The sequence below is a fragment of the Pontibacter qinzhouensis genome, assembly GCF_008017455.1.
Classification (GTDB): domain Bacteria; phylum Bacteroidota; class Bacteroidia; order Cytophagales; family Hymenobacteraceae; genus Pontibacter; species Pontibacter qinzhouensis.
In genome coordinates this window covers 18,385-37,618 of sequence record NZ_VRTY01000029.1, presented here as the reverse complement: position 1 = coordinate 37,618, position 19,234 = coordinate 18,385, and the positions used below count along the sequence as shown (strand labels likewise).

Genomic DNA, 19,234 nt, shown 5'->3' with positions numbered 1-19,234 from the left:
ATGCATTTGGGGCAGGTTCCTTTTTACTACTACTCCAGCATCAGTTTTTTAAACAGTACACCCTTACTAGTTTGAATCTGCAGAAAGTAAAGACCTTTTGGAAGTTGCTTCACATCTAAGATAACAGCTGTTTTATTGTTTCCTTCAGCCTGAAGAACCACTTTACCTTGCGCGGAATACAACATCAGATTTGCCCATGGCAGGTTATCGGGCAATTCTACCCTAACTCTTTCTTGTGCAGGGTTTGGGTATACAAGCAGCAACTTCGAAAGTTCCTCTGCAGCAGATGTAATAGTTAAGGTTAACGCCTCCGACATGGCGCTTACACCACAGCTGCCAGTAACCTGAACCGTATAAACACCAGCTTCAGTGGCTGTATAAGTATTAGCCATTGCGCCGGGGAGCAAGGTTGCATTACGGTACCATTTATTGCCAGTCTGGCTGGAAGAAGTTAACGTATTACCCGATTCCGTAATAGCTGGTTTAGCAGGTGTCACACAGAAGCTAGTGGTAACTTCCGGAGCCGGGCTATACGCTTCGTTTCCATCCTGCAGCGCCTTAACTGTTACAGTACCTTCGCCGGTTACAGTTACAACATTACCGGCCAAAGTTGCTGGCCCTGATACTAATGTATAACTTACCGGTAAGCCTGAAGAAGTGCTAGCTGCTAATGCAAAAGGAGCATCGCCAACTGTTTTATCCGGAATGGTGGCAAAGGTTATGGCTTGTTCCTGTTTGGCAGTTGTTACCCGTACAGCATCTGACATAGGCCCAGGGCAGCCGACAGTTGCACGAACGGTATACGAACCAGACTGAGTAGCTACATACTCTTTTGCTGTTGCACCCACGATCATGGCATTGTCTAAAAACCACTGATTACCTGCATCACTGCTCGATGTTAAAGTGTTTCCGTTTTGGGTAATAACAGGCTTTATTACAGCACAGATAGCCGTAACGGTAACAGGCACCAAATAAGTGTTTGTGCCATTTTTAACCTCAATTACATCAGATCCCACTGCTTCGGCTGCTACTAAACCATCTTCCGAGACCCTTACTATTCCTTTTGTTGCTGTATAGGTAGTACCCGAGGCTTTGTTTGTCAGGTTAAGATAGGTTGTATCCTGCTCTACTTTAACAGAAGCCGAAACAAATAACGGCATTTTGCTCTCGGAGGCATTAAGTGTAACCCTACCGGGCACCACTTCAAAATTTATGAAAGGCAGGTCGGACTGAATGTAGATACTGGTTGTATCAGCCATGAGAGTGCCATCTTCGTCTCTTGCTAACGCAGCAACTCCAACTTTACCGATGGGAGTGTTTGTTGGCAAATTAAAGGTTACTGCATAAGGAGCTGTTTCTGGAACAGCCAGAATCCCAATTCCTTCAACCATGATGACAGCACTTACAATTTTTGCGTCTTCTTTGGGCAAAACCGTAAGTGTTACTGGCGCCGAAGAGCCATATTTTAAAATACGCCCTTGCGCAGAAGTCGAAATTTGAATATAACCGGTTGCTGCTGCAGCGCGCTGGTTTGCAGGCATGGTATGTGCCGGAGCTGCCTGCACTCCTACTCTTTCATTATCAGGCTTTGCAGGATCGTAAGATAGCGGTATTGACTTCGCAAAAAGTGTGGTGTCATTCGTTTGCAAAAGGGCAACCACCCTGCTTTGTACAGCCAAAGACGCTGTTTGTGCTTTGTCTCTTCCTACTTTACTTGCGACAGGGATAGAAGAATGTATATGGCTATCGAAGCGGGTGGTATACTTTTCTGCCAACCCGCCTTTCTGACTGCTGACTTTTACAATAAGATCGTTTTCCTCTTTAAACAGGTCTTCGTGGTTTGTTCTGTTTAAGGCTAACGTACGCACTAAAGCAGCAAGCGCATAATAACTCTCTGTTGCATCTGGCTTGTAAGAAGAATAAATAGCATGCGTTTTAACTTTAGTTACTTTCAGGTTTTGAAAGGCTTTGGAACTTGGACTAAAGTCTTTATGCACAGTGCCGATCTTACCCGGACCAAACCTTTCGAAGAATTGGGAAACCGGAATTTGAGATAAGCCGCCCTCTCCTCTCAGAATAGCAGATTCAAAGCTTTTTTCCCACACAAATTCTCCAAAAGGGGAGCCTTTATGAGGTGTTCCCAGCGTTATCAGTTTATGAACTGTTCCTTCATAAAAGTTTGTGAAATCTCTGTAGTCATTTTTTACATAATAATCCTGCGCAATCATACTTCTGGTCATCAGTCCTCCCAGGCTGTGGGCCACAACATCTGCCTGCGTAACAGCTATATTTTCTTTTCTATACTGATCAATACCATCACTTATAGCACTTTGTAGTGCCAATACGCCCAGTGGCCTCGATAGCCAATCGTATTTGCCACTTGTGTTAGGATCAAAAGTGGAATAAGAATCTGTAGAATAGTCGGCAAACTGAATGTTATCGTATTTGTTAAGCTTCAGATATCGCTCAAAGCCGCCATCCTTCCAGGCATGCATATCAGACCACATGCCATGAATCAATACCACAGGAGCCTTTTTCAAAATAATTTCAACCTCTTCAGATTTAGCAGGATTATCTGTTTCATAAGCCTCTACCTTAATGCTACGTTTGCTTTCGGCTCCATTATTTCCCCACGACTCAGGCGCTGTATAAACAACCGCCACATACGAAACGCCACCAGAGGTTACCTGTGGCTCTACCTCCACAGGCTCCAGTGTGTTCGTGCCTTTTTTGCCTGGGTCTGCAAGTGCATGTATAGTACCTTCTCCTGTAAAAATGCTCCTGATGACAAAGGTTAATTTTTTGTCTGTTTTAACTCTCAGTATAAGTTTTGTAACCCCATCAGTGGCGGCGCCAACTCTTTTCGTCTTCAGTTCGGCAACATAATCAATTCTGGTAAGCAGGGCACCGTTGGTTACGTCTATTAACTCCGGGTTAGGATCTAAAATTTCTATGCCACCTAACATTACTTTTACAATACCGCCACTGGTGGCTAACCACATATCGCCACTATCATCTAGTGCAATGCCATTAATAAAATTTGCCGGCAAACCACTTTCTGTGCTGTACAAGGCCCAATCCGATTTCTCCGAATAGTTTAAGCCCTTGAGCTTAAGCAGACCAGCAGTTGTGCCGACATAGATGTGGCCAGCTCTATCTTCTTTAATAGAACTAAAATTTACCGCTGTGCCGACAGGCAGTTGTGTAATGGCATTATCGATAACTGTCCAGGTATCGTTTTCATAAACAGCCACTACTCCTGTGCCAGTGCTTAACCCTACCCAGACGCGGCCTTTACTGTCGTTGAAAATAACCCGCGGAAGCGCCCCGCCAGCGTTAGAAAAAGGCAAGCCTTCTGATACAATCTTTACAAAGTCGCCGTTCTGGCTGTATTCTGCCAGGTAGGGAGCTGTGCAGTTTCCGTTTCTGCAGGCACGGTCAACACCAGCCCACACCTTATCGCCTACCCTTCCTACTGCCAAAACTCTTCTGTCGGAGGCTGGCAGGCCAGCTGTTATCCGTTGCCACTTTTCGCCATCGAAGCGGCCTAACCCGCCTTCTGTTACAACTGTACCGGTAGTAGTTTGCCCGTGTGCGGCCCACATGGTTCCTCCCGGTCCTTCAGCTAAATCATATATTAGCCTCGACACAATAGGATAATCAACCCCAACAATATTATAAGAAGTAACAGCATTTGTATTGCCCTTCTCAAATTTGCGGATGGCCCCAGTATTCGCCTGTACGCCACTGGCAGCAGATCCAGCCCAGATATCGCCCTTACTATCTCTGGTGATGGCTCTTACCTGATGTGTCGTAAAAGCGGTAAAGACGATGCTATCCGGGTTCTGAGTATAAGGGTTAAACTTTACTATGCCCTGCCCATTTGTTCCCGCCCATATATGGCCTTTTCCATCCACTTCGATCCGTTGAAAAACATTGGAAGGCAAAGCAGGGGTAGTCGCCTGACTAATTACCTGAACATTTAGCTGCTCCTGCGCATACACGTTAACCATAACAGCATAAAAAATGAGTAGCCACAAGCATCTGGCTGGCTTTAGTAGTTGTTTCTTCATACAATTATATATTTAAGAGGGCAAAACGACAGTGCGATAAAAGGTTTTTAACTCACAAATAATTGCGCCAAATAAATGTAGAAGCATTTCTGAGGGATAACAATACCCAATTCCAGGTATTTTGTTCAATATTTTATAAATATTACACAATTATTTACCTTGAGTCTATGGCTAATCACCAGAGTTGGGCAAAACTATAGCTGGACCCTTGAGCTATTTCGGCTAAAAAGGCTTCGGAAGGCCGTTTTCATTTAAATAATTTGTGTTCCCCAGGCAAAGGGGCTGCCTTATTTCTTAAACACCAAAGAACAAATCTTTGAGACATACATCTCCTTTTTAGCAACTTTCTACACAGAACTGGCATATACAGCTTAAACACGAAAATTATTTCTCATGAAGCCTCTGCTCCTTTTCTGTTCTAGTTTGTCTCTTTTAATAATGACAGGGTGCAGCAGCCAACCTATTGATGATCAGACAAGCGCGGCAGGTCAGAAGGAACTGCCTAAAGACGTCATCAGCGTTACCAGACCCCTAATTGGAGGGCAGCTTTACGACGAAGCCAGTTTTGAGGGCACCACTCTTACCAGTTTCGAAAGCTCCCAGGAACTGCAGATTCTCGATACTTCCGATGTGATTTTTACTAAAGTGCGGGTGCTGAAAGAAGAAAAAGAATATACCGGTTTTATTCCCAAAGCCATCTTGCCTGAATAGAACTTCTCGGGTACCCTTGACCCTTAAACAGACAAAATCCTTTGGAAGGGGTTTTTCATTCGCATAATTGCCAGCCTGCTCCAAAGCAGAAAGCCAGGGCAACTTGTTCTGGTGCAGTCCGAGTATTTACCACATCCGCTTGAACAAAAAATAAAAACCCGCCCAGGCAGAATACCTGAGCGGATTTGGTTTGTATACTTTTAACTTACAAAAGTTTAGTTACTTCTGCTCGGCCTTTGCCCCTGCCCGTTGCGCATACGCTGCTGCTGGTTGGCCACCATGGTATCGAATTGTTTTGCCTGCTCCGGTGTCAGAACGGCTTTAATCTCAGTCTGGCTTTTGGTCATCAGTGCCCGGCGCTTTTCCATCAGTTCATCGCGGGTGGCATTCTGGTTACGCAGGGCCTGCTGCTCTTCTGCAGCACTTGTTAGTATGGCCTGAATCTTGGTTTCCTGCTCGGCTGTCAGGTTCAGTTGCTCTTTGTAGTCTTTCAGCATCTGCGCATTCCGGTCCTGCATCGACATCTGCCCCTGCCCTTGCGGCCTGTTCCCTTGTTGGGCAACAGCTCCGGTAGCTAAGAAAACACCAAAACAAAGCGCAAGCACACGGGTAAGGTTAAGTAACTTCTTCATGTTTAATTAATTTTATGAACGTTTGTTCTTTGACACAGCCAGCGGCCAAGGGTTTAACGCTTACACAGAAAATATTAAACGAAAACAAAAAAGCGGCCACCCTGTTGGCAGAGTGGCCGCTTGTGCTTTGGCAGCATAACCGGGGGTAGCCGGTAACTAAACCTAAAGGTTCTTTATTTTACAACAACCCGCTTAATGGCGCTGAAATTATCTGTTTCCAGTTTTACGTAATACAGCCCTTTGGCGAATCTGTTAAGGTTTATGGTCGTAGAAAATTGCGCGTTGGTCCTTGTCAGCACTTCCCGGTGAATCTCGTTTCCGATTACATTCATAATGCGAAGGTCCGCCTGCTTTGCCTCCGATGTAGGCAACGACACCGTAAAAATGCCGGAGTTAGGATTTGGGTAAATCGCGATTTCCTGGTCTTCGCGAACTTCTTCTTCAAGCACCTTTTCTTTGTCTGGCTGCACGACAACAGGCCCGGGCACAGTGCTGCGGGTCTGCGCCTGTGGTACCAGCACTACCAGGCACAAGAAAAAGCTTAGTATATGTTGTTTCATAGTTAGTTCAGGTCACAATACGTATTATTATATGTCTAATTGTAATAAAACGCTTTTATTTAGATTTAGTTATTGTATTTTTCATGTTAAAATAACTTAATTTCAACAATTGCATTGGATTAAAACCATAATGCACTTTATCATAAAAACCATTGAAAGATATCGTTATTATAGGGGGCGGACTGGCTGGTCTGGTAAGCAGTATCGGGCTGGCCAGGCAGGGGCTTTCGGTGGCATTGGTCGAAAAAAAAGCGTATCCTTTTCATCGGGTGTGCGGCGAGTATGTTTCGAACGAAGTGCTGCCTTACCTGGCCTCCATTGGTGCCGACCCTGCTCCGCTGCAGCCTGCCCGCATCCGGCGATTTCTGCTAAGCGCTCCTTCAGGCAAAACCCTGGAGGCGACGTTAGACCTGGGCGGCTGGGGCCTGAGCCGCTTCACCCTCGACTATTTTCTGTACCAGGTGGCGCTGCAGCAGGGCGTACAGGTGCACACGCGCCAGCAGGTAGATAAAGTAAACTATGCCAATGATATTTTTACCGTGCAGCTCAACAGCGGGCAAACCTTGCAGGCACCTGTGGTACTGGGCGCATACGGCAAACGCACCTCCCTCGACCGCACCCTCAACCGACCCTTCTTTCAGCAGCCCTCGCCCTACATTGGCGTAAAGTACCATGTGCGGCTGGAGCTACCAAAAGACCAGATCGCGCTGCACAACTTTAAAGACGGGTACGCCGGCATATCGGCCGTGGAAGACGACCGGTACTGCTTCTGCTACCTGACCACCCGCCAGAACCTGCGCAGCCACGGCAACATACCAGCCATGGAAAAAGCAGTGCTGCACCGCAACCCGCACCTGCAACACATTTTCCGCGAAGCCGAATTTTTATACGAGCAGCCGGAGGTCATAAACGAGATCTCATTTGCTACCAAAACCTGCATCGAGAATCACATGCTCATGTGCGGCGACGCAGCCGGCATGATTACCCCCCTCTGCGGTAACGGCATGGCCATGGCTATACACGCAGGAAAGCTGGCAACAGAGCAGGTGCTGCACTACTTCCAAAACGGCCGCGACCGGGTACAGCTGGAGCAGGGCTATACCCGCGCCTGGAGAAACCAGTTTGCCACCAGGCTTCAGATTGGCCGTGTGGTGCAGCAACTCTTTGGCCACCCTGTGCTAACAGAACTGGCGGTAGGCACCCTCAAACAACTGCCTTTTGCAGTGCAGCTGCTCATGCGCCAAACGCACGGCCAACCTTTTTGACTTTAGTTTGTTTCAGGAGAATACATCTTATGCCAGCCTGAATCCGTAGGTAATGTTCATCCTGATGAGCGTGTTTCCTGCCTGTTTATGCTCTCACCAGATAAGGTGGTGTAGGAGCCAGTAACGTTCAAGCTCTGAAACGGGCATTTAACCAGAAACAACAAAACTGCATGAAAAGCTATTTATGTGCCATCGGCACGGCTAACCCGCCACATGTAATTCCGCAGATGCAGGTGGCCGACTTTATGGCTGCGGCCCTGCAGTTCGATGAGCCACAAACAAGAAAGCTGAAGGCGCTCTACCGTGTTTCCGGCATTGGGCAACGCTACAGCGTGCTCGAAGACTACACACGTTCAAACGGTGCCTTTACCTTTTACCCCAACACCCCCGACCTCGAACCCTTCCCAACGGTGCAGCAGCGCATGGATGTGTACCGGGAGCATGCCGTTACGCTCTCCGAAGCTGCCGTGCGCAACTGCCTGCAGGCCGCTCCTGCGTTTCAGGCAGCAGACATTACGCACCTGATTACCGTTAGCTGCACCGGCATGTATGCACCCGGCCTCGATATTGAGCTGGTGGAGCGGCTGGCCCTCTCGCCTAGCGTGCAACGAACTGCTGTTAACTTTATGGGCTGCTACGCCGCCTTTAATGCCCTGAAACTAGCCGATGCCATTTGCAAAGCCGACGCTGCCGCTAACGTAATGATGGTATGCACTGAACTCTGCACCATCCATTTTCAAAAAAACGCTGCCCACGACCAGCTGGTATCTAACGCCTTATTTGGCGATGGCGCAGCTGCCGTGCTGCTGCAGGGGCAACCCTGCACCGAGCTGAGCCTGGAGCTGCAGTCGTTCCACTGCGACCTGGCACCGGCAGGCAAACGCGATATGGCCTGGCATATAGGCGACACAGGCTTCGAAATGACGCTGTCGTCTTACGTTCCCGACCTGATAAAAAACGGGATAAAGCAGCTAACCGAGCGGCTATTGCTAGGCCTCAAAACCACCATCTCCGAAATAAACTTATTTGCCATACACCCAGGCGGGCGCCGTATTCTGGAGGTAATAGAGCAGGAACTGGGCATGCCGCGCTATCACAACCGCTTTGCTTACCAGGTGCTGCAGGAGTTTGGCAACATGTCGTCGGCCACGGTGCTGTTTGTGCTGAAATCGCTGATGGAGTCGCTTACCCTGAAAGACAAAAATGAGCCTGTTCTGAGCTTTGCCTTCGGCCCCGGCCTTACCCTGGAGTCTATGTTACTGAAAGTGCATTATGCTTCTTAAAGAAAGAACAAACCGGCCCGAGCTCATGGACGACCTCTCGCTCTCGGGCGAGGACCTGCGCCGCAACCTGCAGGAGCTGGAGGTTATAAACCATTGGCTTGGCGGCCACAAAGTGGTGCTGCACGCCCTCAATCAGCTGGTAAGCGGCTCAAAGCTACTCCCCCAGCCCCTGCGCATTGCCGATATTGGCTGCGGCGGTGGCGACATGCTGCGGGCCATGGCCCGCTGGGCCAGAAGTAAGGGTGTAGCCGTAGAACTGATTGGTGTAGATGCCAACGATTTTATGGTGCAGTATGCACGGCAGCACAGCACTTCCTTTCCCGAAATAAAGGTGGAGCAGCACGATGTGTTTTCTCACAATTTCAGCCAGCAGCCTTACGATATTGTTGTCTGCAGCCTTTTTTGCCACCATTTCAGCAATGCGCAACTGGTGCGGCTTTTCAGCCAACTGCACCGGCAGGCGCAAGTGGCCGTTATAGTAAACGACCTGCACCGGCACTGGCTGGCCTACTATTCTATTAAATGGATTACGGCGCTGTTCTCTAAATCCTATCTGGTAAAAAACGATGCGCCCCTATCGGTGTGGCGGGCTTTTAAGCGGGAAGAGTTGCAACAGTTAGTGCAGGAGGCAAAAGCTCCTAACTTTAAACTGAGCTGGATGTGGGCTTTCAGGTGGCAGCTGATCCTGAAGAAGGGCACCATCTAAACCGGGAAATTACCGTATAGCTGTCTTGTATTTTCCTGTTGGTGCAGTACATTCAAGAAGAATAGATTGAGAGACCCTTGGCTAATTTGTGATGTATTTCCTTCCGGAGGCCATTTTCATTAGAAAAATTGGAGTTCTGATCATGAGCAGAATTTTACTTGATGCGACAGATGTAATTTGAATTTACGGAGCAGCAGCCTACCTATTCTCACTTCTTACTTATAAATTTTATGAACAAAGGCACTATACAATTCTGGCTTCTCTTTATTGTTTCGATCATACTCTCGGTTGTTGCCATTTCTCTTTTCTTTAAGGCACTCAAGCTTATACTGTACGTTATTCTGGTGGCGGCCCTGGCTCCTGTTATTTACCTGGTGCTCCGGTTGTTTATCGGCAGGGCAAAAAAACCGGACAACAAGCTTAAAAGAAGAGAGTAATCCCACAGAAATTCTAAAAAGATGCTGTAAGTGCAGGTACCACTTTACTGGTACCTGCACTTACAAAAGCTTAAATAAAAACTCCAATTTATGAACAGAAACACGATGATCGTAGTGGTCATAGCTTTTACAGTAAGCGCCTTATTTGGTTTTAAGCAGTATGAGCAAACAGCAGCAGCACCAAAAGAGCTGATGACGATCCTGGCATCTATCAGTGGCCGAAGTATTACCATCAACATTTCGAGCACCAGCACCAAAACCAGCTTTGTCCAGAAAAAAACGAAATCGGAAAGCGACGGCGATTACTCGTCGGTGCTGCAGCTGGTGAAGGCGCAGCAAAACAATGGCTGGCAACTGAAGAGCAGTAACTACTCCACCAGTAACGAAGCTGGCTCCGACTCCTACCTGTACTTCCTCCTCGAGAAATAAACCTGCCTGCCACCCTTGACCTTTTTCCCCAGAAAATGCTTCGGAAGGGAGTTTTTATTCGAATAATTTGTTTGTTGGTTGTTGATTGTTTGATGGTTGATTTGGGAATGTGAAGATTTGGAAATTTGGAGATGTAGGAATGTGAAGATGAGTAGATGAATGAACCATCCTTTTCAACTTTTAACTCATAATTTTTAACTCTTAACTAACTACAGTTCTTAAAAGAAAATATGCTGTGCCAGCCGGAACGTGTTGGCATGCGCTTCTACGATATGCGCTATCTGCGTAGAGTAACCTCCTCCCATACTTACAGTTACCGGCAACTTGCTGGTGGCGCACAATTCCAGCACCAGCCTGTCGCGCTCTTTGCAGCCGGCTATGCTCATGCCAAGCTTCCCGAGTTTATCGGTAGCCAGCACATCTACCCCCGACTGGAAAAAAACGAACTCCGGCTGCTGCTCATCGAGTAAGCGGGGCAGGGTGTTGCGGAGCAGGTGCAGGTACGCTTTGTCGTCTGTGTGGTCGGGCAAGGGTATGTCCAGGTCCGATTGCTCTTTGCGGTGCGGGTAGTTGTTGCCGCCATGCATGCTGAACGTAAACACGCGCGGCTCCTCTCTGAAAATTTCAGCAGTACCGTTTCCCTGGTGCACATCCAGGTCCACTACGAGTATTTTCCGGATGCCTTTATGCCGGAGCAGAAAGTTGGCCGCAATACCAATGTCGTTTAGCAGGCAAAAACCTTCGCCGCGGCCGGTAAAGGCGTGGTGGGTGCCGCCGGCAATGTTCATGCCTATGCCGAACTCCAGCGCAAACAGGGCCGCCTGCACGGTGCCGTTCATAATCACGATTTCGCGGTGAATAAGTTCTTTGGAGTGCGGGAAACCCGTTTTCCTGATTTCGGAGGGCGTGAGCTGAAGGTTGCGCAGCCGGTGCCAGTAGGTAGCATCGTGCGTAGCTGTTATAACCGCATCTTCTAGCGGTGTGGGGGCAAAAAGGTTCTGAGACGTAATAGTGCCTTCGTAGAGCAGTTGCTCCGGCAACAGATCGTATTTCGCCATCGGGAAGCGATGGCCTTCGGGCAGCGAATGGGCAAATATCTCGGACCAGGCAATTTTAAGCATACCACAAAGAAACAACAAAAGCCCGACAGAAGTTTTGAAGCATTGTACAAAATCAGGCTCCAGCCTGGCCTGCTCCCCCGGCGCGCCCACGCCACTACCCAAATTGCACAGAAATTACTTAAGTAAAAAAGCTGTTGTAAACTATTCAGGTATAGCTATTTCAGAAAATACACGTTAACAAACCTCTAAAATGTGGATAACTTTGTTGAAAGCGTATGTTTATCCACTATTCGCTGTTAAAAGGGTGTTAACAAACAAGGTTCTTCTTAACAAATTTATCATATCTATAGTAATTACCAGTAGTTTACATAATACACAGGTTACATTATATTCTATTGCACTAAAAAGCACCTTTTTATAGGTGCTGCTCCTTGGTTGGTTTACCTGCTTTTGTAACCTATCCTATTCTATAAGTAGTATAAACTACTAAGACCCATTTTGAACAAGTTGTTCAGAAGAACATTTTTCTTAAACAAACCAAAAAACTATGAAAAAGACCTTCACCTTACTGCTTATATTGTTTACCCTTGTTTCTACGGCTCACGCGCAACAAGAAGATTACGGCGGCCCTTCGAGCATGCAGCGAAATCACAATCTGTTTAGTGGTGCCGGTGCCCATAACTCCGGTTTCGGTATTAAAGGTGGCGTAAATTTTTCGCAGTTAAGAGGCAGCGACAAAGACATGCTCGGCAGCATTAGCGGACACACCAGCTTTCATGCAGGTGTTTTTGCGCAGTTTGCCTTCTCTGATGCTTTCTCTATTCAGCCCGAAGTGTTATATTCACGGAGAGGTTATGAGCGTAACGACTCTACCTTCCGGTTCGATTACCTGAATGTGCCTATTCTGGCTGTTTTTAATGTAACAGAGAATATCAGCTTACATGCAGGTCCGCAAATCGGCATCCTGATGTCAGGTAAACGGGGAGGCTCCGAGATAGACCTTGCCCCCTACAACACCTTCGATTATGGCGCTGCAGCCGGTATAGAGGCTAAAATTAGCTGGCTTCGACTCGGAGCACGCTATTTCCTGGGGCTCACAGACCTGCGCAAAGAGAATGCGCTGGGCCAGAAAATAAACGAAGATATAAAGAATGGTGTGTTTCAGGTGTACCTGGGCATAGGCATTTAAGCCATATAACTAAGCCGCTACCAGAACATGATGAGCAGAAGAAGATGGAGAACACTAGCAGGCATGCTCCTGCTGTTATTGGTAGCGGCATGTGATACAACCATTAAAACCGACGATGCCGAAGTGGGCGAAGCTCTGGCCAAAACTGAACTTAGCGGGCCAGCAGAGGCACTGCTGATAGACACAACCAAAAGCGAAGTAACCTGGATCGGGTCTAAAATGACAGGCAGGCACAATGGCACCATCTGTATAAAAAGCGGCGAAATTGAAGTACAGAGCGGGCGCATTAGCGGTGGCCAAATTGTTCTGGACCTCACGGGGCTGCAGTGTACCGACAAATCTATCAACACAGAAAGCAGCAATAAACTGGCTACACACCTGAAGTCTGCCGACTTTTTTGATGTAGAGAACCACCCGACTGCCATATTCGAAATTGTGTCTGTGGCGCCCTACGACAGCCTCTCCAAAAAGGAGGAAAGCGCGCAGAGCAAAGCCACTCAAAGCGAGCTGAAGGTAAATAACCCTACACACACTATAACCGGTAACCTGACAATAAAAGGTAATACCAAAAGTGTTACGTTTCCGGCAAGAGTTACAGTAGAAGATAGCCAGCTAAAAGCCAAAGCTAACTTTAATATAGATCGCACCAAGTGGGGCCTGGTTTACCGCTCCGACGAGTCGTTGGGCGACAAAACAATTTACTCCAGCGTAAACATTGGGCTTTCTGTTTTGGCCAAGCCAGCAGCCGGCACAACTGTTGCGGCAGATTAGGAACAGAACCAGAAACAACAGCATATAAGAAAAGGCTGCCTTAACTAAGGCAGCCTTTTCGCTTCTTCACAATCCTGCATAATACGCGTTTAGCGCTCATGCTTCCCTTCGGCAAATTCTTCTATTATTTTTTTGTTGAAAGCCGGAATATCATCTGGGTTGCGGCTTGTTACAATGCCTTTGTCTACCACTACTTCTTCGTCTACCCAGTCGGCTCCGGCATTTATCAGGTCCGTTTTCAGGGTGGGGTAGCTGGTCATGGTGAGGCCTTTTACCTTTCCGGTTTCTATCAGGGTCCAGGGGCCGTGGCAAATGGCGGCTACGGGCTTGCCGCTAACCATAAAGGCATCTACAAAGGCTACGGCCTCTTTGTTTCCGCGCAGGTGGTCGGGGTTCATGACACCGCCAGGCAACAGCAGGCCATCGTACTGCTCCGCCTTTGCCTCCGATAAATGGATGTCGACTTTATAGCTTTTTCCCCAATCGGTGTGCTCCCAGGCCTTTACCTCATCTTTCTGTGGCGAAATAAGGTGGGTCTCGGCTCCTGCCTCTTTCAGTGCTTTCTGTGGCTCGGTCAGTTCTACCTGCTCAAAGCCGTTATCAACTAATATTGCTATTTTTTTTCCAGCCAGTTCTGCAGCCATGGTTATAGTTCTTTTCGTGTAACATTGTTTTAACATTGTTATCTTTTTAAACGGCCCGGCGCCTTATTTGTTAAAGTAAACCGGCCTGTATCGTTTACCTGCTGCTGTAAATAAGCAAATTATTCTAATGAAAAAGGTCTTCAAAAGCTTTTTACACGTTTTAAGCCTCAAGGGTCGTTACCTGATGAGCCGGGGTTTTACAGCAAGCCCATCAACTGCATCAAACAAATGATTAACAAACAGTTACATCAGAAAACAACATGCTTCCATTGCCTTTCAGGCTGGCCAAAACACCTGGCAATGCAGTTCCTATCCCGAAAGAATAATACCTTTAGCCCCTTCTACTGTTTGGAATTAATCTAAACAAGGTTAATTTTGAATACCTGAAAATAAGTAGGCGCTCTTGTATGACTGCCCTCTTCTGAAACACATCTAGCTCATACTTTTCAGATTCCTTGTATGAAAAATAAATCTCTTTGGCGGAAACTCGTTACCGACCTGCACCTTTGGCTGGGCATTGGCAGTGGTCTGGTACTATTTGTGGTATGCCTGAGCGGCACCATCTACACCTTCCGCACCGAAATAGAAGAATTTATAGAAGCCGACAAGTTCCGGGTAACTGTGCCGGCCAATGCCGTAGCGCTTTCGCCCGATGCCCTGGCGGCTACCCTGGAGCAGGAGCTAAAAGGCAAGGTAGTGGCAGTAGAGATACCACAGGACCCCGCCAGGCCTTATCGCTTTGGAGTAACTGCCGCCAGCCCGGAGGCAAAGCCTGAGGGCAAAAACAAGGCAGTAGCAGCCGAGGCTAAGCGTGGAAAACCTGCTGAAGCAACAGCACAGGCCGCACCAGGTGGCCGCAGCCGTGGGGGCAGACCAACTACCTACCTCGTAGACCAGTACACGGGCACGGTAAAAGGCACAACAGAAACAGCCGCATCGGAGTTTTTTATGAGCATGATGAAGCTGCACCGCTGGCTGCTCCTGGAGGCAGAGCCAGGCGCTGTAAACCCGGGCAGAATAATTGTAGGCGTCTCTACCATCATTTTTACTTTTCTGGTGCTGTCGGGGCTGGTGCTGTGGTTCCCGGTAAAGCTGAAAAACTGGAAACAAGGCTTAAAAGTAAAAACCAGCGGTAACTGGAAACGTACAAACCACGACCTGCACAACACGTTAGGCTTCTACTCGCTGCCGCTGCTGCTCATAATGTCGCTTACCGGGCTTTGCTGGTCGTTTGAGTGGTACAAAGATGGTGTGAGTGCTGTATTAGGCGAAGAGGTTTTTAAAGGACGCCGCGAGCAGCCCTTACCTTCAGACCCTGCCACGGCTACCGGTACCACACCCAACTTAGCGGCCTTTATAGAAAAGACAAACACCGTGCTTCCTTACGAGGGCAACCTCCGGATTTCGCTACCGGCCGACGCAACTGGCTCGGTGGTGGTAAACAAAAGCAAAGCTGGCTTTTTTGCACCTGCCGCCTCCGACAAGGTACAGCTCAACCAATACAACAATGAGGTGCTGAAGCTGGAGAAATTTTCGGACAAGCCCCTGAATGCACAGATCGCAAGTTCTATAAAGCCCCTGCACCTGGGCGATATTTATGGCACGTTCTCCAAAATACTTTACTTTATTGCCTGCCTGGTAGCAACCTCGCTACCAGTTACCGGCACCCTTATCTGGATCAACAAGCTCCGCAAAAAGCCAAAACAGAGGAACCGCCATGTTAAAACTAAAACTATGGCCTCGAGCATCGGGAGCTAAAAAACCTTCTGAAGGGCATTTTTATGAGAATAATTGCTGGTGGTTAGCTGCTGATTGCTGCATGGTTTAATTGTTGAGATGAAGATCGGCAAGTTTAAAGCTGACATAAGGCGATTTTTGAATGAGAGATGGAGCGAAAACTGCTATCCTTAACTTCGATATAAAGAAGGGACTGGTAGCTAACATCTGGTGTTTAAAATCTCACAGAAGGGTGCTACACTTAAAACTGAAAATGCTGGCCTGCACTCGATACAGAGGCAGGCCAGCATTTTCAGTTTTCCGGATTTTGAGTAAATTAGATAGTTGCTATATCATTTTGAAACCCGGCACCGTTTCTATCTTATGAAGAAGTTAAAACACGTTGCTTTTGCTCTCTTGTTATCGGTGGCTGCTGCCTTGCCAGCCCTGGCGCAGGAGGTGAAAGTAATAAAATATGCGGAACTCGAACAGCTGCGCCAACTCCCCCACGACACCCTGTATGTTGTTAATTTCTGGGCTACCTGGTGCGGCCCCTGCGTAAAAGAACTGCCTTACTTCGAAGCTGCCAACAAGCAATATAAAAACCAGCCGGTAAAGGTAATTCTGGTCAGCATGGATGCGGTGCAGGACCTGGAGAAACGCGTAAACACCTTTGCCAAAAAGCGTAGCCTGCAGTCGGAGCTCCTGCTGCTCGACGAACCGGACGGTAACACGTTTATAGACAAAGTAGACCAGAAATGGACAGGTGCTATTCCGGCCACCATTATGTTCAATAACAAGCGCAATACCTATTACTTTCTGGAGGGAGAAATGAAGGAGGAACAGCTACAGCAACTCATACAGAAATATAAACCTTAAAACCATACCGTCTATGAAAAGAGTCAGAATACCGTTTATTTATGCTACGTGCCTACTTTTTGTGGGCCTGCTGCTCGCTGCTATTCCTGCTGCCGAATCGGGTTACCAGGTGGGCGATACTGCCCGCGACTTTAAACTGAAGAACGTAGATGGCAAAATGGTCTCGATGGCCGACTACAAAGATGCCAAAGGATTTATCGTGACCTTTACCTGCAACACCTGCCCCTACTCCGTGGCTTACGAAGACCGCCTGATAGAGCTCCACAACAAGTTCGCGCCAAAAGGTTATCCTCTTATCGCCATTAACCCCAACGACACCAAGGCATCGCCAAAAGACTCGTTTGCCGATATGCAGAAACGCGCCAAAGACAAGAAATTCCCGTTCCCGTACCTGCAGGATGAGACCCAGGATATTACCAAAGCCTACGGTGCCTCCCGCACACCACATATTTATGTAGTACAGAAACAGCAGAATGGCACTTATAAAGTAGCTTACATAGGAGCCGTAGACGACAACTCGCGCGAGGCAGACAAAGTGCAGAAAAAATATGCCGAAGAGGCCATAGAGGAGCTAGCCGCAGGCAAAACTATTAGCCAGCCTAATACCAAAGCCATTGGCTGCACCATTAAATGGCGCGAAGCCTAAGCAACAGGTACTGCAGCTAAAAGCAAACGGCACAAGAGGTATTACTTCATCTTGTGCCGTTTGCTTTTATGTTTCCCGTTTATAGGCTGGCAAGGGAAGCTCTATGGGTTTTACCGTGCTCGCAGCCTTTTGCACTGCCGCCAGGTGCTGGGTGTGTTTCATGCCTGCCAGGCGAGCTTCTACTTCATACTTATTATTATAATACCCCACCCGCATCGACTCTACCAGGTACAGCCACAGAAAGCGCAGGTACCCATGCTGCCTGAACTGCTCTACATGGCAAAGTTCGTGCGCCACCCAGCCATCGTTCTTCAAAAAAACTTCTTTGCTTACGCCACTCAGGTGCACTTTTTTACCCAGCACCATCGCCACGTTTTTGCTCTTTAGCACCATGCGGGCAAGGCGGGCAAAAGGCGAATTTTCCACCACTTGTACGTCCATTTTTCTCATCTAAAAAATGTTATAAAAGGTAATTTCATCAGGCATTTTACTACCTCATAAAAATTAACAATTCATTAAAACTGCCAGCTCAAAAAAGGCTCTTGCAGCAAAAAATGCTTCTAAAATTTGGAACTTCTAAATTTGAAGCCTATTTTCACAGCTTGTAAAGATGCGACAACATCAAAAACGTTATACGTTGGCTTATTTTAGCTACTAAGCAGAGCCAATTTGTTTAAATAAAAAGGTGAAACTGTTGGCCCGATAGCCGGGGCCGTAACAAGCCAAACCCTATGATTAAAAGCATTATACTGAGCATTTTAGCTATAGCCTCGCTCACGCTCTCGTATTTATACGAAATATCTCCTGAAACTAATGCCCCTGCCCCTCCTGTAGCCGATGCTGCTGCTTTTCTGCTGCCACCGCCTTACGAGCCTGAGCCAATTGCCGAATTAATAGAAGCTCCTACTCCCAACGACTCTCTTTTTTACGAGCAATATGCCAAAAAGCTGGGCACCCGCCTCGACTATACCGAAGACAAGGAATTGCTGAAAACCGTTACCAAATGGATAGGGACACCTTACCAGTACGGCAGCAGCACCCGCAAAGGCACCGACTGCTCCGGCTTTGTAACCAGCATTTACCGCGAAGTGTACGGCATAGACCTGAGCCGCAGTTCGCAGTCGATGTTCGGAGATGTGGAGCGCATAAAAAAAGACAGCATACAGACCGGTGACCTTGTTTTTTTCCGGAGAGGTCCGAAGCAGCCTATTTTTCATGTGGGCATTTACCTGAAGGGCAACAAATTTATTCATTCGGCTACCAACGGAGGTGTTATGATCAGTTCGCTGAAAGAACCTTATTACCGCCACCACTACTTTGCCGCCGGCCGTGTAAATTAAGCAAACGCATTTGCCCCGACCACAGCGCCCTGCCATACCAGTTATGGCAGGGCGCTGTGGTTTAGTATATCCATAACATTTTAAGAGAGAGTTAGTATAGGAGAGAGCACGACAGTTACAGGTACAGGTGGGCCCGGAGCAAAACATCTAAAAAACAGCCTCCGGTAAAAGATCTTAAAACTTCTACTGATAAGGGAGCCTGCCTGTTTTCTTGTTCATCAGATATCCATACTTTTGGTATTATAAACTTACAACTAAACATAAAGCACAAGCACATATTATGCAAACTGAGAATCAGCAACAAGAGGAGAAACAGCAATACGACGGAAAAAAAGTTGCGCAGAGCCCTATTTTTAAAAATATACTTAAAAAAGCAGAGCAGTTCTTACAGCACCCGATGCAGGTTACCAAGCTCCTAGCAGACAGTCTGAAGAAAGCCAGCACGAAGAAAAACATCGGCACACTGGCCACAGAGGCCTGGGAAAGCCTGCAACTGCTAAGCCGCATGATAAAATCGGCGATGGCAGGAGAATATAAAGGTATTCCGACTTCTACTTTAGTGGGTGGCATAGCTGTTTTTATTTACTTCCTGACACCAATCGACCTGATACCCGACGTAATCCCGGTTATTGGCCTGCTCGACGATGCCACCTTGCTGGCCTGGTTTATGACAAGCATTAAATCGGAGCTGGATAGGTTTAACGAATGGGAAGCTACCAAACCAGCCGCTGCACCAGCGCCGGAACAACTGGCCGCCGTTACGCCGGCAGCAACTCCTGATCAGCAGGTGCATAACGCCGACAGCTCGTTTGGTACGCCAAAATACAGCAATCAGGCTGCAGGCACCGTACAAGTAGAAGACAAAAAAGATCTCTAACTAAACCCTATTCGC

General features: G+C 47.6%; 19 protein-coding genes. 13 read left to right on the top strand and 6 right to left on the bottom strand.

What is annotated here, in order from left to right; genetic code table 11:
- Positions 1-29: 29 nt before the first annotated feature.
- Positions 30-4,073 (bottom strand): two-component regulator propeller domain-containing protein, encoded by a 4,044-nt coding sequence (locus FVR03_RS09560; protein ID WP_147921518.1) that lies wholly within the window; start codon positions 4,071-4,073, stop codon positions 30-32.
- A 438-nt stretch (positions 4,074-4,511) separates the two neighbouring features.
- On the opposite strand from FVR03_RS09560, the gene FVR03_RS09555 reads away from it, so the two are divergent.
- Entirely contained in the window at positions 4,512-4,784 is a 273-nt protein-coding gene (locus tag FVR03_RS09555; RefSeq protein WP_147921517.1) for a hypothetical protein, read from the top strand.
- 215 nt (positions 4,785-4,999) lie between these two features.
- On the opposite strand, the gene FVR03_RS09550 is transcribed toward FVR03_RS09555, so the two are convergent.
- Positions 5,000-5,416: a hypothetical protein gene (locus FVR03_RS09550; protein ID WP_147921516.1), complete on the bottom strand. Its 417-nt coding sequence runs from the start codon at positions 5,414-5,416 to the stop codon at positions 5,000-5,002.
- Between the two features lie 173 nt (positions 5,417-5,589).
- Entirely contained in the window at positions 5,590-5,976 is a 387-nt protein-coding gene (locus tag FVR03_RS09545; protein WP_147921515.1) for a T9SS type A sorting domain-containing protein, read from the bottom strand.
- Between the two features lie 152 nt (positions 5,977-6,128).
- On the opposite strand from FVR03_RS09545, the gene FVR03_RS09540 reads away from it, so the two are divergent.
- From FVR03_RS09540 to FVR03_RS09520, 5 genes are all read left to right on the top strand, one after another.
- Entirely contained in the window at positions 6,129-7,241 is a 1,113-nt protein-coding gene (locus FVR03_RS09540; protein WP_147921514.1) for an NAD(P)/FAD-dependent oxidoreductase, read from the top strand.
- A 134-nt stretch (positions 7,242-7,375) separates the two neighbouring features.
- On the top strand, positions 7,376-8,524 hold the full coding sequence (locus FVR03_RS09535; protein ID WP_255474149.1) for a type III polyketide synthase: 1,149 nt from the start codon (positions 7,376-7,378) through the stop codon (positions 8,522-8,524).
- Positions 8,514-9,230: a methyltransferase domain-containing protein gene (locus FVR03_RS09530; protein WP_255474147.1), complete on the top strand. Its 717-nt coding sequence runs from the start codon at positions 8,514-8,516 to the stop codon at positions 9,228-9,230. Before FVR03_RS09535 ends, FVR03_RS09530 begins: the two co-directional genes overlap by 11 nt.
- Before the next feature lie 221 nt (positions 9,231-9,451).
- Entirely contained in the window at positions 9,452-9,667 is a 216-nt protein-coding gene (locus tag FVR03_RS09525) for a DUF6095 family protein (protein ID WP_255474148.1), read from the top strand.
- A gap of 90 nt (positions 9,668-9,757) precedes the next feature.
- Entirely contained in the window at positions 9,758-10,096 is a 339-nt protein-coding gene (locus tag FVR03_RS09520) for a hypothetical protein (RefSeq protein WP_147921511.1), read from the top strand.
- Positions 10,097-10,314: 218 nt separating this feature from the next.
- Here FVR03_RS09520 and FVR03_RS09515 read toward each other — a convergent pair whose 3' ends face one another.
- Positions 10,315-11,217 (bottom strand): histone deacetylase family protein, encoded by a 903-nt coding sequence (locus FVR03_RS09515; protein WP_147921510.1) that lies wholly within the window; start codon positions 11,215-11,217, stop codon positions 10,315-10,317.
- 487 nt (positions 11,218-11,704) lie between these two features.
- On the opposite strand from FVR03_RS09515, the gene FVR03_RS09510 reads away from it, so the two are divergent.
- Both FVR03_RS09510 and FVR03_RS09505 read left to right on the top strand, forming a co-directional pair.
- Positions 11,705-12,346 carry a porin family protein gene (locus tag FVR03_RS09510; RefSeq protein ID WP_147921509.1) on the top strand — a complete coding sequence of 214 codons (642 nt, stop codon included), beginning with the start codon at positions 11,705-11,707 and terminating at the stop codon, positions 12,344-12,346.
- A 27-nt stretch (positions 12,347-12,373) separates the two neighbouring features.
- Entirely contained in the window at positions 12,374-13,117 is a 744-nt protein-coding gene (locus FVR03_RS09505) for a YceI family protein (RefSeq protein ID WP_147921508.1), read from the top strand.
- An 89-nt stretch (positions 13,118-13,206) separates the two neighbouring features.
- Here the strand turns inward: FVR03_RS09505 and FVR03_RS09500 are convergent, their stop codons facing one another.
- Positions 13,207-13,761: a type 1 glutamine amidotransferase domain-containing protein gene (locus FVR03_RS09500; protein WP_147921507.1), complete on the bottom strand. Its 555-nt coding sequence runs from the start codon at positions 13,759-13,761 to the stop codon at positions 13,207-13,209.
- 459 nt (positions 13,762-14,220) lie between these two features.
- Between FVR03_RS09500 and FVR03_RS09495 the strand changes: the two genes are divergently transcribed.
- The 3 genes from FVR03_RS09495 (at position 14,221) to FVR03_RS09485 (ending at position 17,002) form a co-directional block, all read left to right on the top strand.
- Complete coding sequence (locus FVR03_RS09495; protein WP_147921506.1) at positions 14,221-15,519, top strand: PepSY-associated TM helix domain-containing protein; 1,299 nt, start codon at positions 14,221-14,223, stop codon at positions 15,517-15,519.
- Between the two features lie 342 nt (positions 15,520-15,861).
- Positions 15,862-16,356, top strand: coding sequence for a TlpA family protein disulfide reductase (locus FVR03_RS09490; RefSeq protein WP_147921505.1), 495 nt, complete (start codon positions 15,862-15,864; stop codon positions 16,354-16,356).
- Between the two features lie 13 nt (positions 16,357-16,369).
- Complete coding sequence (locus tag FVR03_RS09485) at positions 16,370-17,002, top strand: thioredoxin family protein (RefSeq protein ID WP_147921504.1); 633 nt, start codon at positions 16,370-16,372, stop codon at positions 17,000-17,002.
- A gap of 66 nt (positions 17,003-17,068) precedes the next feature.
- Here the strand turns inward: FVR03_RS09485 and FVR03_RS09480 are convergent, their stop codons facing one another.
- Complete coding sequence (locus FVR03_RS09480) at positions 17,069-17,452, bottom strand: hypothetical protein (protein ID WP_255474146.1); 384 nt, start codon at positions 17,450-17,452, stop codon at positions 17,069-17,071.
- A gap of 281 nt (positions 17,453-17,733) precedes the next feature.
- Here FVR03_RS09480 and FVR03_RS09475 point away from each other — a divergent pair, with 281 nt between their 5' ends.
- The gene (locus FVR03_RS09475) at positions 17,734-18,342 is read left to right on the top strand and encodes a C40 family peptidase (RefSeq protein WP_147921503.1); all 609 of its coding nucleotides are present in this window, start codon (positions 17,734-17,736) and stop codon (positions 18,340-18,342) included.
- A 280-nt stretch (positions 18,343-18,622) separates the two neighbouring features.
- Positions 18,623-19,219 (top strand): YkvA family protein, encoded by a 597-nt coding sequence (locus FVR03_RS09470; RefSeq protein WP_147921502.1) that lies wholly within the window; start codon positions 18,623-18,625, stop codon positions 19,217-19,219.
- The last annotated feature ends 15 nt before the right edge of the window (positions 19,220-19,234 follow it).

Bases quoted from the DNA above. Each gene is read 5' to 3' on its own strand.
- FVR03_RS09560 (WP_147921518.1), bottom strand. From the start codon at position 4,073: ATGAAGAAACAACTACTAAAGCCAGCCAGATGCTTGTGGCTACTCATT.
- FVR03_RS09555 (WP_147921517.1), top strand. From the start codon at position 4,512: ATGACAGGGTGCAGCAGCCAACCTATTGATGATCAGACAAGCGCGGCA.
- FVR03_RS09550 (WP_147921516.1), bottom strand. From the start codon at position 5,416: ATGAAGAAGTTACTTAACCTTACCCGTGTGCTTGCGCTTTGTTTTGGT.
- FVR03_RS09545 (WP_147921515.1), bottom strand. From the start codon at position 5,976: ATGAAACAACATATACTAAGCTTTTTCTTGTGCCTGGTAGTGCTGGTA.
- FVR03_RS09530 (WP_255474147.1), top strand. From the start codon at position 8,514: ATGCTTCTTAAAGAAAGAACAAACCGGCCCGAGCTCATGGACGACCTC.
- FVR03_RS09520 (WP_147921511.1), top strand. From the start codon at position 9,758: ATGAACAGAAACACGATGATCGTAGTGGTCATAGCTTTTACAGTAAGC.
- FVR03_RS09515 (WP_147921510.1), bottom strand. From the start codon at position 11,217: ATGCTTAAAATTGCCTGGTCCGAGATATTTGCCCATTCGCTGCCCGAA.
- FVR03_RS09510 (WP_147921509.1), top strand. From the start codon at position 11,705: ATGAAAAAGACCTTCACCTTACTGCTTATATTGTTTACCCTTGTTTCT.
- FVR03_RS09505 (WP_147921508.1), top strand. From the start codon at position 12,374: ATGATGAGCAGAAGAAGATGGAGAACACTAGCAGGCATGCTCCTGCTG.
- FVR03_RS09500 (WP_147921507.1), bottom strand. From the start codon at position 13,761: ATGGCTGCAGAACTGGCTGGAAAAAAAATAGCAATATTAGTTGATAAC.
- FVR03_RS09495 (WP_147921506.1), top strand. From the start codon at position 14,221: ATGAAAAATAAATCTCTTTGGCGGAAACTCGTTACCGACCTGCACCTT.
- FVR03_RS09490 (WP_147921505.1), top strand. From the start codon at position 15,862: ATGAAGAAGTTAAAACACGTTGCTTTTGCTCTCTTGTTATCGGTGGCT.
- FVR03_RS09485 (WP_147921504.1), top strand. From the start codon at position 16,370: ATGAAAAGAGTCAGAATACCGTTTATTTATGCTACGTGCCTACTTTTT.
- FVR03_RS09480 (WP_255474146.1), bottom strand. From the start codon at position 17,452: ATGAGAAAAATGGACGTACAAGTGGTGGAAAATTCGCCTTTTGCCCGC.
- FVR03_RS09475 (WP_147921503.1), top strand. From the start codon at position 17,734: ATGATTAAAAGCATTATACTGAGCATTTTAGCTATAGCCTCGCTCACG.
- FVR03_RS09470 (WP_147921502.1), top strand. From the start codon at position 18,623: ATGCAAACTGAGAATCAGCAACAAGAGGAGAAACAGCAATACGACGGA.